At 63.0% G+C, this 17,594-nt stretch carries 12 protein-coding genes; 8 read left to right on the forward strand and 4 right to left on the reverse strand.

Annotated elements, in window-relative coordinates; all coding sequences use genetic code 11:
- Nucleotides 1-30 precede the first annotated feature (30 nt).
- Entirely contained in the window at nucleotides 31-1,428 is a 1,398-nt protein-coding gene (locus GWC77_RS08580) for an aspartate aminotransferase family protein (protein WP_173256472.1), read from the forward strand.
- Between the two features lie 303 nt (nucleotides 1,429-1,731).
- Nucleotides 1,732-2,016: an H-NS histone family protein gene (locus tag GWC77_RS08585; RefSeq protein WP_173256473.1), complete on the forward strand. Its 285-nt coding sequence runs from the start codon at nucleotides 1,732-1,734 to the stop codon at nucleotides 2,014-2,016.
- 23 nt (nucleotides 2,017-2,039) lie between these two features.
- Here the strand turns inward: GWC77_RS08585 and GWC77_RS08590 are convergent, their stop codons facing one another.
- The 3 genes from GWC77_RS08590 to GWC77_RS30280 form a co-directional block, all read right to left on the reverse strand.
- Nucleotides 2,040-3,110, reverse strand: a complete 1,071-nt coding sequence (locus GWC77_RS08590; RefSeq protein ID WP_173256474.1) for a response regulator — start codon at nucleotides 3,108-3,110, stop codon at nucleotides 2,040-2,042.
- A gap of 56 nt (nucleotides 3,111-3,166) precedes the next feature.
- Nucleotides 3,167-6,181: a hybrid sensor histidine kinase/response regulator gene (locus tag GWC77_RS08595; protein WP_173256475.1), complete on the reverse strand. Its 3,015-nt coding sequence runs from the start codon at nucleotides 6,179-6,181 to the stop codon at nucleotides 3,167-3,169.
- A gap of 117 nt (nucleotides 6,182-6,298) precedes the next feature.
- On the reverse strand, nucleotides 6,299-7,399 hold the full coding sequence (locus GWC77_RS30280; RefSeq protein ID WP_367949023.1) for a response regulator transcription factor: 1,101 nt from the start codon (nucleotides 7,397-7,399) through the stop codon (nucleotides 6,299-6,301).
- 108 nt (nucleotides 7,400-7,507) lie between these two features.
- Between GWC77_RS30280 and GWC77_RS08605 the strand changes: the two genes are divergently transcribed.
- The 4 genes from GWC77_RS08605 to GWC77_RS08620 all read left to right on the forward strand — a co-directional run bounded on the left by GWC77_RS08605 (nucleotide 7,508) and on the right by GWC77_RS08620 (nucleotide 13,543).
- Nucleotides 7,508-8,803 carry a FecR domain-containing protein gene (locus GWC77_RS08605; RefSeq protein ID WP_254366878.1) on the forward strand — a complete coding sequence of 432 codons (1,296 nt, stop codon included), beginning with the start codon at nucleotides 7,508-7,510 and terminating at the stop codon, nucleotides 8,801-8,803.
- A 12-nt stretch (nucleotides 8,804-8,815) separates the two neighbouring features.
- Nucleotides 8,816-11,266 carry a CHASE2 domain-containing protein gene (locus GWC77_RS08610; RefSeq protein WP_173256477.1) on the forward strand — a complete coding sequence of 817 codons (2,451 nt, stop codon included), beginning with the start codon at nucleotides 8,816-8,818 and terminating at the stop codon, nucleotides 11,264-11,266.
- A 54-nt stretch (nucleotides 11,267-11,320) separates the two neighbouring features.
- Nucleotides 11,321-11,908 carry a DUF4136 domain-containing protein gene (locus GWC77_RS08615; protein ID WP_173256478.1) on the forward strand — a complete coding sequence of 196 codons (588 nt, stop codon included), beginning with the start codon at nucleotides 11,321-11,323 and terminating at the stop codon, nucleotides 11,906-11,908.
- Nucleotides 11,909-12,124: 216 nt separating this feature from the next.
- A complete protein-coding gene (locus tag GWC77_RS08620) occupies nucleotides 12,125-13,543 on the forward strand; it encodes a GGDEF domain-containing protein (RefSeq protein WP_173256479.1) in 1,419 nt (472 codons plus the stop codon).
- 60 nt (nucleotides 13,544-13,603) lie between these two features.
- Here GWC77_RS08620 and GWC77_RS08625 read toward each other — a convergent pair whose 3' ends face one another.
- The gene (locus GWC77_RS08625; protein WP_173256480.1) at nucleotides 13,604-14,815 is read right to left on the reverse strand and encodes an MFS transporter; all 1,212 of its coding nucleotides are present in this window, start codon (nucleotides 14,813-14,815) and stop codon (nucleotides 13,604-13,606) included.
- A 267-nt stretch (nucleotides 14,816-15,082) separates the two neighbouring features.
- Between GWC77_RS08625 and GWC77_RS08630 the strand changes: the two genes are divergently transcribed.
- On the forward strand, nucleotides 15,083-15,487 hold the full coding sequence (locus GWC77_RS08630; protein WP_173256481.1) for a cupin domain-containing protein: 405 nt from the start codon (nucleotides 15,083-15,085) through the stop codon (nucleotides 15,485-15,487).
- Nucleotides 15,488-15,658: 171 nt separating this feature from the next.
- Nucleotides 15,659-17,594: ankyrin repeat domain-containing protein (locus GWC77_RS08635; RefSeq protein ID WP_254366879.1), on the forward strand; the 1,936-nt coding region annotated here is incomplete at its 3' end.

Below are 17,594 nucleotides of genomic sequence, written 5' to 3' on the forward strand. Positions count from 1 at the left end.
CGATGCAGCCCGAACACTTTGGAGAATCCCATGAATGAATTCGAACGTCTCTTTGCGGCGGACCGCGCGCACTTCATGCACCCGTCGACGCATGCCCACGATCACGCCGCCGGCGTGCTGCCGGGGCGCATCGTCACCGGGGCAAAGGGAATACGTATCGAGGACCACGAGGGGCGCTCGTATATCGACGCCTTCGCGGGCCTGTATTGCGTGAACATCGGCTACGGGCGCACCGAGGTGGCCGAGGCGATTTACGAACAGGCTAAAAAGCTTGCTTATTACCATACGTACGTCGGCCACTCGACCGATACGGTGATCGAGCTGTCCGCACGCATCATCGACTGGTCGCCACAGGGCATGAAGAAGGTCTACTACGGCATGTCCGGCTCGGACGCGAACGAAACGCAGATCAAGCTCGTCTGGTACTACAACAATGTGCTCGGACGCCCCAACAAGAAGAAGATCATTTCCCGCGATCGCGGTTATCACGGTTCCGGCATCGTGACAGGTAGCCTGACCGGTCTACCGAGCTTTCATCAATGCTTCGATCTGCCGATCGACCGCGTCAAGCATACCGTTTGCCCGCATTGGTACCGCAAGGCGCCGGCCGGCATGAACGAGGCTCAATTCGTCGCCTACTGTGTGGACGAACTCGAAATGCTCATCGCCCGCGAAGGCGCCGATACCATCGCCGCATTCATCGGCGAACCCGTAATGGGTACGGGCGGCATCGTGCCGCCGCCGGCCGGCTATTGGCCCGCCATCCAGCAAGTCTTGAAAAAGCATGACATTTTGCTGATTGCCGACGAGGTGGTATGCGGTTTCGGGCGACTCGGCTCGAAAATGGGCTCCCAGCATTACGGCATTCAGCCCGATCTGATCACGGTCGCGAAAGGACTGACGAGTGCCTATGCGCCGCTTTCCGGCGTGATCGTCGGCGAACGTGTTTGGGAAGTCATCGACGAAGCCTCTCGTGAGTTTGGCGCAATGGGGCATGGGTGGACCTACTCGGGTCATCCAATTTGCGCGGCGGCGGCGCTCGCCAATCTCGACATTCTCGAGCGCGAGCGCATTGCCGAAAACGCGGCGTCGAGCGGGGCCTATCTGCTCGAACGGCTGCATGCGGCGTTCGACGCTCATCCCCTCGTTGGCGAGGTGCGTGGTGCGGGCATGCTGGCCGCGCTCGAGTTCATGGCCGACAAGGACGAGCGGCGTCCGTTCGATGCCGGGCTCAAAGTCGGCCCGCGGGTATCGGCCGCGGCGCTGCGGCGCGGACTCATCGCCCGCGCCATGCCCCACGGCGACATTCTCGGCTTCGCACCGCCGCTCGTCACGACGCGTGCCGACGTCGACGAGATCGTGCGTCTCGCGCGTGAAGCGGTCGACGAGGTGGCGACGGAAGTCGCCACTGCCGCGGCATCGGCGTAAGGCTGCTCGAGCGCAGTACTGCCCAGTCTGCCGAGCCCCCTTTTTGCGAGCCTTTGCGGTCGCGAACAGGGGGTTTTGTCTTTTCTTTTGCTTTTTTTTCCGATATCGACGAACTATTCGCAATAATCGCCGCGGCTCTGTGCGAATGAGCGGGCGCAAGCATTGCTAGTGTGCGCGTCGAGCGCAATAACGCATAATTGAACCTGGCCGAATGGATGAATATTTCGCCGCGCCATTCCACAATTGCCGCAAGCACCGCTAGAATGCGTTCCGTTTGGCTTCTGATATTGGAGGAAAGAGTCCGTGTCGACCTACAAAGAACTACTTGCGAAAAAACAGGAATTGGATGCGCAAATCGAAGATGCGCGCCGAGCCGAAGCACACCATGCCCTGCAACAGATTCGTGAAACGATTGCGGCATTCGGCTTTACGCCCGAAGACGTTTTCGGTGCGCGCCGTAAGGGCAAACCAACCAATCGCGTGCCGCAATTTCGGGATCCGGAAACCGGCGAAACCTGGGGCGGCCGGGGACCGCGGCCTCGCTGGCTGAAAGGGAAGGACCCCGAGCAGTTCCGCGTCTCGCGCTAAAGCCCGCTCTCGCTGGGAGCCGCTCAGACGACGGCGCCGGGCAGGAATGCCTCGAGTTTGTCGATCAGCGTCGAGCGGCAAAACGGCTTCACCATGAAATCGGCCGCGCCCGCTCGAACGCTTTCCAGGACCACGGTGCGCCGGCTTTCGCCGGTCACCATGATGATCGGAATCTGCGCCAGGGGCTCGACGGATTTGATGCGGCGGGTCAACTCCATTCCGCTCAGGTCGGGCAGGTCCACATCCATGAGCACGAGATCCGGGCGGTGAGCCCGGATCGCGCGAAAGGCCTGCGCGCCGTTCGCAGCGCAACTCAGATCGACACGCGTGCCTGCCAGCAACCGTTCGAGCGTGCAGCGCTGCGATCCATCATCGTCGACGGCGAGCACATGCGGGCGCAGGTGGCCCGTGATGGCGTTCATCGCGTGCGCCGCGCGCAATTGCGGCCCGAGCGCGCTCGCCAACGCCTGGGCGGCGCGGCAAAGCGCGTCCACCGATTCTCCTAGCCGATCGAAGTGGCTACGCAGCGCGTCGCTGTTGAGGCAAGGCGTTGCCGCGGCCACCGTGTGCGTGACGTCGACTTGTGCGGCGAAGGCGCGGGCGTAGCGTTCCAAGGTGGGCTCGAGGCTTGCCAGATGACGCGCATATGCAGCCAGCCGGCCCGCGGCCGGCGCGTCCGATGCGGCGTTCGACAGCAGGTGCAGCGCATGGTCGACGGCCAGCGCGAGGCGCGGGCCGTCGTGGGTCGCGGGCCAGAAGACGACGTAGTCGTCGAATGTGCCTTCCTTGCACGCGTCGTAGACGCGCCGAACATCGTCAGGGCCGCACAGCACGATCGTCTTGTGAGCGGTCTCATGAACGAGCATGCTCTCGCCGTAAAGCCGATCGCAGCAACGCTTCGCGCCATCGAGCGTATCGAAGGCCAGCACGAGCACGTTTGGGCCATAGGCTTCGAAGTCCGACGCGATGTCGGCGGGGTTCGTCGAGACGCGCACTGCCGCGAATGTATCGGCCAGCCTCCGCGCGACGGGCACGGCGTGGTGCACGGTATCGGCTGCAACGAGAATACGCGGATCGTCTCTCAACGGGCTCACCCCTCGGCGCGTCGAGCGCGGGTGCGGCCCCAATCCCTGCCAGCCAACTCTCGTGGCTAGGACGGCAAGGCTTGCGAGAGCGCGCGTGCGGCTTCGACGACCTTACTGTAGGCCGCGCCGAATCGAGTGCTCAGTTCGGTAAAAGACATATCCACCGCTTCCCTTGCATCGCTTTCGATGCGCGCGCAGAGCTCGCCGAGGGCGAGCGCGCCGATCGAGCGCGACGAGGATTTCAGCTTATGAGCGACGGCCGCGGCCTCAGCGGCGCGTCGCGCGCTCAGATGCTCGAGCAGTTGTTGCGCGAGCGCGGCGGAGCATTCGACGTACTCCGAAAGCAACGCCTGCACCGTTTCGTTATCGTCGCCGACGATCCCACGCAGGACGCTCAGGTCGACGACGGCCGAGAAATCGCACGTTTGCGCCGATTCGATGACGGCTGTGTCTTGCCGAGCGCCGGCCGGCTCGGCGGAGGGGTTATCGGGCGGCGCAGTGTGCTGCGGGGGCGCAAGCCATTGTTCGATAGCCTGCTGCAGAAGTACGAGCTTGAGCGGCTTCGTCAGATAGTCGTCTATGCCGAGCGCTTTCGCGCGGCTCGCCTCCCCATGAATCGCGTTGGCCGTCAGCGCGACGATCGGCACGCGCTTGCGTGCAACGCTTGCCTCCTGGGCGCGGATCGTCTGCGCCAGTTCATAGCCGTCGCGGTTCGGCATGTGCAAGTCGGTGAGAATGAGGCCGTACGGTGCCGCGAGCCACATTTGCAGCGCTTCTTCTCCATCGGTTGCCATATCGGCCGTGTAGCCGAGCAATTCGAGCTGTCGCCCGATGACCTTGCGATTGATCTGGTCGTCTTCCGCGACGAGTATTTTCGGTGCATTCGGCGCCACCCGCGCATGCTGACCTTCGGTCACCGCGGCGTCGCCGCCGGCGCTGCATTGCGGCGCGCTGCGCCCCGCTGCCAAAGCCAGCGCATCGACGAGTGCGCGTCGGCGCAATGCCTGCGCGCCCGCCACCACCGTGCCATCGGGTTCCGACTGCAGCACGAGGCTGCGCCCGGAGGAGATCAGGACGCGGCCCTTCGCCGAGATGGCTGCGTTGTGCCGCATCGCTTCGCCGCATACGAGGAGTGCGGCGCCGCCGGCGATGGCGAGGCGGTGCTGAGCGTCCTCGACATCCTCGGCGAGTTGCACGTCGGCCCCGGCGCTGCGCAGGTAGGTGGCAATATCGTCGGCATCGAATTCGGTCGAGGGCGCAACGACGCACGTGAGTCCGGACAGGTCCTGCTGGAGGCGCGCCGGTGCATCGGGAACGCTTTCGAGCGGCAGTCTGACGATGAACGTGGACCCCGCGCCGAGTTCGCTCGTCACCGCGATGTCGCCGCCCATCAGTGCGGCGAGCCGGCGGCAGATCGCGAGTCCAAGTCCTGTGCCGCCGAAGCGGCGTGTTGTCGAACTCTCGGCCTGACTGAAGGGGCGGAACAGTTGGGCTTGCATGTCCTGCGACATGCCGATGCCGTTGTCCGAAATCGCAAAGCGAACCGTCGCGCCATCCGGAGCCTCGGGCTCCACCCGCAGCGATACATGGCCAGCGACACCTTCCCGGCCGCCGGAGAATTTGATTGCGTTGCCAACGAGGTTGTAGAGGATTTCCCGCAGGCGGGTATCGTCGGAGAGCACGAGCGCGGGCAGCGCGGGCGACACATAGGTGCGCAGCGCGACGCCGCGCGCATCGGCCACTGTGGCAAGGGAAGCGGCCAGCCCATCGACGACATCCTCGATCGCAACCGGCACCGACTCGACCTGGAGCTTGCCGGCTTCGATCTTCGAAAAGTCGAGAATGTCGTCGATGATCTGCAAAAGCGCGGACGCGCTATCGCGGATCGTGAATACCATTTCCTTTTGATCGGCTGTCAGGGGCGAGCGCGCGAGCACTTCCGTCATGCCGATGACACCGTTCATCGGCGTGCGGATTTCATGACTCATCGTTGCAAGGAACGCGCTTTTTGCGCGCGAGGCCGATTCCGCGTCCGACCGGGCCTGGTCCAGTTGTTCGGCTTTGGCTATCTCGCGCTGATGCGCGGCGGCGAGACTGCGCACGAGACCGCGAGTGCGACGATCGGCGAGAACGATCAACAGCGACAACAATACTGCCGCGATCAGCAAGAACATGCCGCGCAAACGCCACGGCGCGAGAAATTCCTGCGTGGAGTAGCCGACCGCCACGGCAAGCGGGTAGCCGGCAAGCTTCCGGTAGCTGACGATGCGGTCCTGGTCGTCCATGTACGACTGCATGCGCAAGTCGCCGGAACCGTGCTGTTCGAGCGCACGCCGTAGCAGATTGCCGGGCGGCAAGGTTGCGCCGATCGACTTGGACTGGCCCGTGCGGAGCGCGCGGATCACATAGTCGCGGGTTCCCACGACCGTTACGATGCCGTCCTTGCCGATGCGCAGACCGTCGTAGAGTTCCGTGAAGTACGAGGGATCCACCGATACGACGACGACACCGAGAAAATGCCCGTCGAGGCTGTTGATCCGCTGCGACAGCTGCAACGAAGGCTTGCCGCTTGCACGCCCGACGATGGGCTTGCCGATCACCAGCTCTGTGCTCGCGTTGTGCAGATGGACCTTGAAATGCTCTCGATCGGAAAGATCGATTGGCTTGAAGCCGGGAATCGTCGACGCACGCAGGAAGCCCTGCGAATCGATGACGGCCACTTGCAGGAATACGTCGAGCTTCAGCAAGCCCGAATCCACGTAATAGGCAAGCGGAATCGAAACGCCGTCATTTTGAACTTGCCACGAAACGAGCGCGGCAACCTGTTCGGCTTCCCGCATGACGCGCACGGTGTGAGCGGAAAGCGCGTCGGAAAGCGCGGTCGCGCCTGCGCGAGCGTTGCTCATTTCCACATGCTCGTCCCATGCGGTCAAGATGCCGAGTGCAAGCCAGAGCGCTGCAATGAGCAGGTAACTTTGCAGCCGCAGGCTGCGGGTGCGCAAACCGCCCCTGGCATTCGCGCGGCGACGCGGTTGTGCCTGCGGCGTTTCGATATGCGGACCGGTTGTGGCATCCACCATTTGATCGACAATCCCCCGGAAACCGTCGGCCCGGTGCCAACGAGGCGCGACTATTTCCAATAACGGCGCGACGCCGCAAAAGTTGATACGGGATTGCCGCGGGGTGGAGGGGCGGCCCTACTCGGCGGGCTGATGTCCTGTCAGCGGTGCCAGGAGGTCGAGCCGGTAGCCATGCCCATAAACCGGGGTGAGTCGAAACCCATTTTCGGGGCGAAGCTGAAGTTTTGAACGAACTCTGGACATGTGGGTATCCAGCGTGCGCGAGATGGCATCGGGCGGCTGCCCCCAGACTACGCCGCCGATATGTTCCCGCGACAGAATGCGTCCGACGTGCTGAAACATGAGCAGTGCGAGGTCGAACTCGCGGCTCGTCAGTTCGATCGGCGCGCCCGCGAGAAAACACGTCCGGGTCGCCGCATCGATGCGATAACGACCGACTTCGATCGGTGCGGGCGGGGATGCGGTATGGGGGCGCGCGCGACGCGCAAGCGCGTCGATGCGCGCGATGAATTCGCCCGCGCGGATCGGCTTGATGATGTAATCGTCGGCGCCGGCACTCAGTGCCGACACGATGTCGCGTTCCTCCGAGCGGCTCGTCATGAATATCACCGGCACGCGCTCTGTCAGATTGGAGCGTGCCCATTGCAAAACCTGATGTCCTGTTACGCCCGGTACCTGCCAATCGAGCAGCAGCATGTCGAAGGTTTCGCGCTTCAGTTGGCGAATCAGCTGGCTTCCATCGACGAGTATCCGGCATTCATGGCCTTTGTCAGACAAAATCTCGCTAACGCGTTCAATCTGGCTTTCATCGTCTTCCAGATAGGCAATCTTCACTGTCCACTCCCGGGTGATCGGGTCGACGGGTTCTCGTCGAAATGTCTTTTTGCGGGGCTCGCGCATTTTAGCGCCGGATGACCTGACGAGCATCACGCTGCGCCGCGCTCGAGCGAAAAATGGATCGCATTTAACATTTGTTAAGAGTTCGTCGCATGGGAGGCAAACGTTTGCAGTCGACGCGAGCAGTCGCGATCGTCGGAAATCGACGGTGGAAGAGATTGCCTGTGCCCCAAATGGGGCTAATGGATTGGTTTGTAACACGCAAATCGTTGAAAAAATGAATAGGTCTGCGTAATATTCGGAGACTCCTACTTTTTCCGTCTGATGCCACCGCAACCTCGTCAATATCTGCGTCGCGTAATATACAGGCCGGCGGCCCATTCAATCGAGCCGTTTGCAGCTCGCATGATAGCGTTGACGGTCTTATTCGCGAGCCTTTCATGTGTGTCGCCCGACGGTTTCGCGCAAGCGCCCGCAAATCAATCGGCGATGATTTCTTATGTGGCGCAGCGCGGCGATACGCTATATACCGTTGCGCAAAGGTACCTGCAAGAAATCGATGATTGGCGCGTAATTGCGCGCATCAATCGGGTGCCGGCTCCCCGCCAACTGAAGCCTGGCACCATGCTGCGCCTTCCCGTCGCGTTGCTGCGGCGCGAGCCGCTCGCTGCGCGTGTCGTAGCCACGAGCGGGAATGCGACTTACGCGATCGGCAACGCCCCCCCGTTGCCGCTCGTGCCCGGCGTCTCGCTGAGCGAGGGCGATTCGATCGCGACCGGTAAAACCGGGTTTGCGACGATCGAGTTCGACGACGGCTCGCATGTCAGTCTCGCCCCCGAAACGGTGGTGACGCTCGCAACATTGACTCGCACGCTGCTCGGCGAAGCGAACGAGCGCCGCCTCGAGTTGCGGCGCGGCGAAGTCGAAAGCGAAGTGACGCACGCGAAGAAGCCGCGCGACCGGTTCGAGATACGCGCGGCGCCGATCGTGGCGGGCGTGCGCGGAACCCATTTTCGCGTGAACGACGGTGCGCAGACCTCGGCCGTCGAAGTGCTCGACGGGACCGTTGCGGTCGCCGCGGCCGCGGCTGCCGCACCCGCTACCTCGTCGCAAGGCGACGGCACGCAGGGCGTGCCATCCGCGGGCGCCCAACTGGTGCCGGCCGGCTTCGGCAGCGTGACCCGCGCGGGGCGCCCAGTAGGAGCACCGGTCGCGCTGTTGCCCGCGCCCGAGCTCGTGCATCCGGGGCGCATACAGGACGGCGCAGAAGTGGACTTCGAACTCGTGGCGCTCGAGCGGGCGCGCCAGTATCGGGTCGAGATCGCACGGGACGCCGGCATGTTGGACCGACTGAAGGAGACACGGATCGACGCAAGCGGCGAAGCACCGCATGCGAGCCTCGGCGAATTACCGGACGGCAACTATTTCGTGCGCGTTTCCGCCATCGATGACGCGGGCCTCGAGGGAATGGCGCGCGTGTACGCACTCGAGCGCCGCCGTATGCAGCTCGCTGCTTCGGCGATGCGTTCGGCGGGCTCGCGCGAATACACCTTTCGCTGGTTCGCGAGCCGCACTGGCGTGCCAACGCGATATCGTTTCATTTTGTCGCGCGACGAAGATATGCGCGAGCCGCTGGTCGACGAAGTCGACATATCGACGGACCACATCGTCGTTGCAGGGCTGCGCGCGGGCGTTTATTACTGGACCGTCGTAGCGGAACAATTCGAGAACGGTCAATTCTACGAGACGGCGTCGCGCGTGCGTTCATTTACGCTCGCCAAGTGAACGAGTTCTCCAATGAGCCATGATTCGGTGCGCGGATCCCCAGCGATCTCGAGCAATGATGAATCCTCTCGCGGATGGAGTCCGGAGGCAAAGCGTTATCTGATCGAGTGGTTGACGATAGGCCTTTTCACGATCCTGATCGTCATGCTGTGCGTCATGAGGCAGGTGACGGCCGGGCTCGATCGCATGGTGTACGACCACATGCTGTCGTTTTCTTCGCGGCCCGTGGTGCCCGACATCGCGATCGTCGAAATGGACGACCAAAGCATTGCCAAATTTGGGCGCTGGCCGTGGCCGCGTGACCTGCAAGCGCGCGTTCTCGACGCGGTGGGAAAAAACGGCGCGTCGGCTGTGGTTTACGACGTGCTGCTCACGGAGCCGACGCCGGACGACCAGGTCCTGGCGGATGCCATCCGTGCCGTGCCAACGTATCTTCCGATGTTGCTCGCGCATGCGGAAGGCCATGCGTCGGCCATCGCGGTCGTGCCCGTCGGGCCGATCGCGAGGGCAGCGGCGGGAATGGGGCATATCGACCTGGACGCCGATCCGGACAGCGTTGTCCGCTCGATCGATCCGGACGAGGGCGAGCATGCGTCGCACTGGCCGTATATCGATATGCTCGTCTACGACGCCATTCGAAGCGGCAAACTTCCGCTGGCGCACGGACGCTACGTTGCGCGCGACGCTGCCGGGGGCATGCTGCCGACGCAACCCGTATTGATCCCGTTCGGTTCCAACGCGCCCGCGCGTCTGCGTATCTCGGCAGCCCAACTGCTGAGCGGTGCCGTTGCCCCGGGAGCCTTGCGCGGAAAGATCGTTTTTGTCGGCGTGACCGCTGAGGGCTTATCGAGCAACTACGCGACGCCCGTTTCCGGGAGGATCGGCACGTTTTCCGATGTCGAAGTCCACGCTGAAGTGCTGGACGCGTTGCTGTCGGACCGCATCATCGCGCCCGGGGCGCTCGGCTGGGTCCTGGCGGCCTCGCTGATTCCTTTGGTCGTGCTGCTCGCGGGCGTATTCGTGCTTTCGCCATGGCGCTCGCTCGTTCTGACCTTCGCACTGGGCGCAGCATCGATTGCGATGAGCGCGCTGCTGCTGCATGGGGCGCGCTTATGGATTTCGCCCGTGCCCGCCTTGCTCGGATTGAGCGTGCTGTACCCGTTATGGAGCTGGCGCCGGCTCGAAATGACGATGTCCCGCTTGCGCCGAGAGCTCAAGCAGCTCGACGCCGAACCGCACCTGTTACCGGAGCCCCCCGCGCTGTCGAAACGCTTTGGCGGCGATATGCTCGAGCGCCAGATCGCGCTCGTCGAGCGTGCCGCCCGCCGCCTGCAGGATATGAAGCGTTTCGTGTGGGACAGTCTGAACAGCGTGCCGGAACCCGTGATCGTCGCGGATAGACAGGGCATCGTCGTACTTTCCAACAAGGCCGCTCGCTCGCATTTCGTACGTATTGCCAGCCCGGACCCGCGAGGCCGTCCGCTTACCGAGGTGCTCGGCGAGTTCACGCTGATCAAGGCGATTGGAACCGGGCTCGAGGAAGAGGCCGAACTGCGCGCGCGTTGGCCGGCGGTGCTGGATCCGAGAGGGCCTCGCGTCGGTGTCGTGAAGCGTGGACTGGAGGTGCGCGATCCGTCCGGGCACGACTATCTGCTGCGTTACGCCCGTTGCAGAAGCGAGCAAGGGGAAGAGTCGGGCAGCTGGGTGGCGGGGCTCGTCGAAGTGACTGCGCTTCACGCGGCAGAGCGGGGGCGCGAAGATGCGCTGCGCCTGTTGTCGCACGATATGCGCTCGCGGCATGCCTCGATCCTCGCGCTCGTCGAGCTCGAGCGCACGAGCAGCGACTCGGAGCGTACGCACATGTTGCTCGAACGCATCGAACGCCATGCGCACCGCGCATTGAAACTCGCGGACGATTTCGTTCAGCTCGCGCGTGCCGAATCGCAGGCCTATTCGCTCGAGCCGACGAATCTCGCCGATATCGTCGCTGACGCCGGCGACGAGCTGTGGCCGCAGGCGCGCACCAAGAGCATAAGCCTCGACATGAACCTCGGCGACAGGGAATATTGGGTAGCGGCCGATCGCTCGCTCATAACGCGTGCTATCGCAAACGTCATCAACAACGCGATCAAGTACAGCCCGAACGATACAGTGATCAAGGTATCCGTGGCCGGGGCGCCGCCGCACCGCGTCCAATGCACGGTCACCGATGAGGGCTATGGCATCCCGTTGGCGATGCAGCGTTATTTGTTCGAACCGTTTCGGCGGTTTCAGGCACCGGGGCAGCCGGCCTCCGGAGGAGCGGGGCTTGGCATGGCATTCATCAAGACGGTGGTGATGCGGCATGGCGGCGAGGTACGCGTCGAAAGCGAGCCGGGACGCGGCACGACCGTCACGATATGGCTGCCGGCAGCGGACGAGCCGGCTGCTGGGGAGCGGTCGGCGGATGGCGAGGGACGCTGACTGTAGCGCCAAGGGAAAAGAGGAGATTGAATTTTGAAAGCGGGATGGTTCGCAATGGGGTTTGCCTTGGCGATGCTGGCGGGATGTGCCGGCATCGAATCGGATGTGAGAGCGTCGTTACCCGATGCGTCGGCCCTGGACGCGCGGCCGAGCACTTATGTGTTTGCCGATTCGCCCGTGACGCCGGCCGGCGCGGATGCCGCTCGGTACGAGTCGGCCATTGCCGATGCGCTTGCGAAGCACGGCTTCGATGCGGCGCCCGAGGCTCGCGCGCGTTTGCGCATTTCGTTTGCCTATGACACGCATGCCGAGTCCGTGTCGATAGTCGATGACGCCTGCGCGGCGCAAGCGCCGTGCGCGCCGCGGCAGCCCGCGTGGTCGTTTCGATGGCCTGGCCGCGAACGCTTCGTCCACTCGTTGACGTTGCGCTTTTTCGATCGTGCGTCCGGCCGGGAAGTCTATAAGGTCAGCGCATCGAGCCGCGATGGCGAGGCCGAATCGCATTCGGCCATCACGTTCCTCGTGCAAAGCGCATTCGCTCGGATGCCTTATGACGGCAGTTCCCGCTGGCGTGTTCGATTGCGCCGTGGCGCGAGCGGAAACGCGTCGTCGATCGTATCCATCGCACCCGATTCACGCTGACGCGCATCCGACGCAAATTCAGACAGAACGGTTCGAATATCGTGGAATCGATTTTCAACCGTTTTCGAAATGTCGATTGAAAGAATGCGGCGACGCGAAACCGAATAATCGGCCAAAGGGACCGCAATCTTCCGTAGAATGCAACAACGCCGCTGCGAGGCCGTCGTAGCGGCGTCCATTGCCGACTGAGAGACAACGAGAGAGCGGGCGAATACCATGAGCGAAACGACAGGGCTCACGAACGAACGCGACGCACCGGAGCAGATCGTCCTTCGCGTCACGCGTTGGTACGCCGGTTTTCTGGTGATTGCATTCGCCTTGTTACCGGCCTATTTAATTGCCTACCTGCATTTTTTTCAGGATCCCCGGCTTTTATTTGAAGACCATACGTTCCACGAGATCGCGATTGCACTCGCCACTCTGGAAGGGATTTTCGTCTGCTACGTGACATGGCAGTGCTACCGGCGCTCGGGCGATCCGATATTGCGCTGGTTGACACTGGGTTTTGCGGGGTTTGCCATCGTCTACGCGCCGCATGGCGCATTCACTCCGCTCGCACATCACGACATGTGGCTGTTCCTGTTATATGGCCCGGCTTCACGGCTCGTAATGGCGGTTCTGTTGTTTATTGGCTTGCTTTCGTATCATGGGGACTCCGAGCCCGATCCGGCCGCGCGCCGGCATGACCGCATGTTCTGGGCCGCGTGGCTCGTCGGCTTCGTCGTCGTCGATTTGCTCGTTGCGGTGCTCGCCAATACGCCGTTTGCCGGTACGCTTGCGACCCGGCTCACCCTCGAAGGCGGCGCGATGCTCGTATCGCTCGTGAATGTCGGCTGTCTTCTTGCTCGAAGGATCCGCTCGCCGCTGATGCAGATATTTGGCATCTCGGTGATGGCTTTCGCGTTGTCGTCGCTGGCATTCCTGCTTGGCAAGCCCTGGAATCATATGTGGTGGCTTGCCCATGCAATCTTCGCCGGCGGTTTCTTTCTGCTCAGTTATGGAATCGTTCAAGCGTTCCATGCGGCCGGCTCGTTTTCCGCCATCTACAGTCGCGAGGAATTGATGGCGCGTTTGCAAGAGTCGATGGCGCGAACGGAAACTGCGCTGCGCGAGCTGCAGCGTAGCAACGTGAAGCTGGAGCAACTCGCCGTGGCGGATCCGCTCACCGGTGCCGTCAACCGCAAGACGTTCGTCAATCGGATCGAACGGGAAATAGAACGGGCCAAGCTGGGCAGTGCGCCGTTTTCGTTGCTGGCGCTCGACCTCGACAATTTCCGGCGCATCAACGATCGGTTCGGCCGCGATATGGGCGATCAGGTGCTGCGTAGCGTGGTCGACATCTGTCTCGATGCGATCCGTCCATTCGAAGGTGTCGCCCGTGTCGCCGGCGAGGAGTTCATGGTGCTGATTCCGCGCGGCGCGCTCGATACCGCGCTGATGCTCGGTGAGCGAATTCGCGCGGCGGTGCAGGCAACGCCGTTCATGAGCGGTAACGATCGCTTTTCCGTCACGGTCAGCATTGGCATTGCCCAGTTCCCTCACGACGGCACGACGAGCGAGGCGCTCATGCATGCAGCGGACGAACGGCTGGGTCGCGCAAAGGATCACGGCCGCAATTGCGTGATCGCGGTCTAGCACAGCGCCGCATCGGCTTCGATGGATCGTCTCGAACCGGTGCACTCTCGTTGAGCTATCTCAACCGCGGGGTTCCCCGTCGCGCGCGGCGGGTGCGAAAGCGCACATCGCGAGAGGCGCCATCGCTAGCGCGGCGCTTGCCCAAAATGTGGCGGGCGCGCCGTATCGTTCCCAGAGCCAGCCGGCCAGTATGCTCGAGAGCAGCATCGATGCGCCGCTGACCAGGTTGAAGATGCCGAACGCCGTGCCCCGTAGCGCGGCCGGCGATGCGTCGGCTACCATCGCGGCGAGAATGCCTTGGGTAAAACCCATATGCAGCCCCCATAACGCCACACCGGCAAAGACGAACGGTGCGGACGCTGCGTGGGCCAGTGTCAGGTCCGCGACCATCAGCAACGCGAGGCCGGCCGCCAGGAGGATGCGGCGGTCGAGCCGGTCCGAAAGTTTACCCACAGGGTAGGCCGATAGTGCATAGGTGACGCTCATGACCGCCATCACAGCAGGCACCCAGGCGAGATCGAAGCCTGCCTGTTGCGCGCGCAGTACGAGAAATGCCTCGCTGAACCGCGCAAGCGTGAATGTCGCGCCAACGACGGCGACGAACCAATAGCGGCCCCGGAACGCTCGCAGAGCGCGCCACTGGAGCGGCGAGCGAAACGTCCGGGCGCCGGCCGGGCGCTCGGGTTCTTCGACGCCGAAGAATAGCAGTCCCACGCAAATGAAGGCGGGAGCAACGGCGAACCACAGCACGGTGCGAATACGGTCATCGAAGGCGAACATCAATGCCATGGCCAGCAAGGGGCCCGCAACCGCGCCAACCGTGTCCATCGATTGGCGCAGCCCGAAGCAGGCGCCGCGAATGTCGGGCGGCGCCACATCGGCCACCAGCGCGTCGCGAGGGGCGCCGCGTATGCCTTTGCCGAGCCGATCGACGAGACGCGCAACCGCAACGACGAACGCGGTGGTTGCCAGCGGAAAAAGCGGCTTGGTCAACGCGGCGAGCCCATAACCCACCAGCAGCAAGCCTTTGCGTTTTCCCAGCCAGTCGCTCAATGGCCCGGAAAACACTTTGACGATCATCGTCGTTGCTTCCGCGGCGCCCTCGAGCGCACCGAGGGCCACCACGCTCATGCCCATCGTCGATACAAAAAAGATCGGCAACAAGGCATGGATCAATTCCGATGACAGGTCCATGAACAGGCTGACGAAGCCGAGCGCCCAGACGGTGCGGGGTATGCGGGAGCGGCTCAGTGAAGATAGCGGTGCATTCATCGGCAAGTCTGCTTTCGGTGGGTGGCGTAAGCGCCCGGCCACGAGCAGGTGGGCGAGGAACCGATTGTGGCATGAACCATTCGTTCGATCGATGCGAGGCCTGTCATCGCGCGGCTGACGTCGCTTCGCTTTGCGTCGCTTCGCGTCGCGTTGCGTTTCTTCGCTTCATTGCTTCGGAGTCCAAAAACAACCCGGTAGCGTTTCGGAGCGAAGCCGCCGGCGACAGCTGTTGCGGCAACACCGACGAAGCCAGAACGGAGCACCCGGATGGACGACGACGATATCGTGCTGCTATCGACTGAGGGGGGCGAAAATGCGGGAGGCCCGCAAGCGGCGTTTTCGTACCATGCGGCCGCGGGACACATGAAGCGCCCGGGTGCATTGTTCATGTACATGGCGGTCATTCAGCCTGGCGAGAATATTCCGGCTCACGCGCACCCCGAAGGAACCGAGACGATCCTCTATGTGCTGGGCGGCAACGTCGAGCATCGGTATGGCCGCCGTATGAACAAATCGATGCGAAATCGGCCCGGCGATTTTGTCTATATTCCCGGTGGCGTGCCGCACCAACCTGTCAATCTCAGTGCGTCCGAGCCGGTGAGGGCAATCGTGGCTTGCAATTTCGATCTGGGTATAGAGGGCAATTCGATTCCCTATTCGAACGAAGAATAAACGAAGGGATCAACACGGATTGCTGGACTGCTGACATGGATGGGGCGCGCGGATCGATTCGCCGACGGGCGAGTGTTTTCGCCGCGCCCTGCGATATGAATCGCGCAGGCACCGACACAATGCGACCAAGCGCTCACGCTGCGTCCATGTGTCACGTCAGGTGTCTTGCCGATGAAGAATCCGATTTCCAGCTTTCGCGCGTGGCTCGGCACGTCGACCGTGCCATCCCATGCGGACGAGTGCCAACACGTACCGAAGGAACGTGCGGGCTCGAGCCGCAAAATGACGGTCGCGCCGGCACTCGGCGCGCTGAAGCGGCAGAATGCGCGGCGGGTGACGTCAGATACGATTCCGTCTTCATCGCATCGCCCCCCGCCGCGTTCGTCGTCTGACGACGAAGAGCTCCGGGAGGCGATCGCGGCAATCCGCGCGGCGGCGGTCTGGACACCACCGTCCAGCAGAGCCGAGTCGCCACGTGTCTCGCTGAGCGATCGGTCCTCGCGCTTGTCATCGGCTCGCATCGATGCGTCTCCGGATCGCGACACGCATAGCGTGCGCACTGAAGGCAGTGGCAACCATCGCAGCGCCGGTGCGCAACAAATCGACGAGGATCGCGAAGCACTGCTCGACATGGCGTGGGACACCGACTTTCCGTCCGCGCGGATGAACGACATCCTCGCGCGCTCGCCCGAGCTCGTGGATGCACCTGATCACAGTGGTGCGACGCTGTTGATGAATGCACTGACGGGCGGCAACATCGAATTTGCAAAAGCGTTGATCGACCATGGTGCGGACCCGAATGTGCGCGACGAGCTGGGTAACACGCCACTGCACCTGGCCGCCGGGCGCGGCATGGAAATCTTGTCCCAGTTGCTTGCCGCCGGCGCGGATCCGAGCGCAACGAATCATCGCGGCGCGACAGCGTTGTTCGATGCGCGCTCGCCCGACGTTGTCCACCTGCTGCTGCGTGCCGGCACGTCTATCGACGCCCGCGACGAGAACGGCAATACGGCCATCATGCGGCTTGCGCAGTCGGGTACGCGCCCCACAGTGCTCGCTCTACTCGAACATGATCCGGACATCAGTCTTCGCAACCGGTCGAATCGCACGTTCGCGCAGCTTCTGACAGCGCGCTTGGGCGGCGCGGCGGACGTCATCCCGAAAACGGCGGCTGGGGCCAAGGCGGTTCTCGAGCTGGGCGCACGCGAAACGCCGTTTCTGGGCGATCTGCGCGACCGCAAGCCGGCGTTAGCCGGCACGTTACGCCCAAGCGCACGGGTGGCGCCGGAGGAAGAGCTTCGTATCCAGCCCGAGCTCAAGATGGCGGCTTCGCCAAACGCGAAGAGGCCAGCGATCAACTCTCTGAAGTCCGGTCCGAAGCTCAGTTTCGTCAACGATCCGAAGCGAGCGTTCGATCAGCTCAGCCATCGTGATGTCGAGGCCCTATCGGAGGCCCTCGGTTTCGGCAAGCTGTCGTCGGACCCTGACAAGTACATGCAGAAAAAGGCGGCGGTCCGCGCGACATTCGCGCGATTCAGGACGGACATCGAACGATTTCTCGCCGACTACGATAACGCCGCACTCGATCATGAAGCGCTGAACGCCCCCCTATCGGGGGAAGAGCGCGCCGAGCTCAGGAGCGTAATGGACATCGCCCATTTGCGCGTCGCTGCGGAGCGCGGACCGGGTGGGGGACTTCTGGAGCCGTTGCGTCTGCGCGTTTTCTTCGGCGGTACGCAAAACATGCGGGACTTCAAGCAGGACATCGGTAGTGCATTTGGACGGATCGGGGAAGTCGACCGCGCGGCCAAGCGAGCGGGCGAACTGTTCGCGAAGATCCTGTCGCACCCGGACCATGTGCAGCTCGACTTCGTTGGCGGGCATTCGATGGGCGGTGCGATGGCACAAACGTTTCTCGCGTCCGTCGAAAGCCGGGTTCTGCTGCCGAAGCAGCCTTCGATGATCTTGATGGACCCGCAACTCGTGAGAAACAAAATTCGTGCGTGTTGTTTCAGGCCGGGGCGGTTTCGCGCTCAAGCCGGAAACCGAGTGACTTGGCGCGCCGTTTCAGGGCGGCAAGGCTGCGCTGCTGTTGCTGCTCCTCGTA

Origin of the sequence: Paraburkholderia sp. NMBU_R16 (assembly GCF_013282575.1) — a bacterium.
GTDB lineage: Bacteria > Pseudomonadota > Gammaproteobacteria > Burkholderiales > Burkholderiaceae > Trinickia.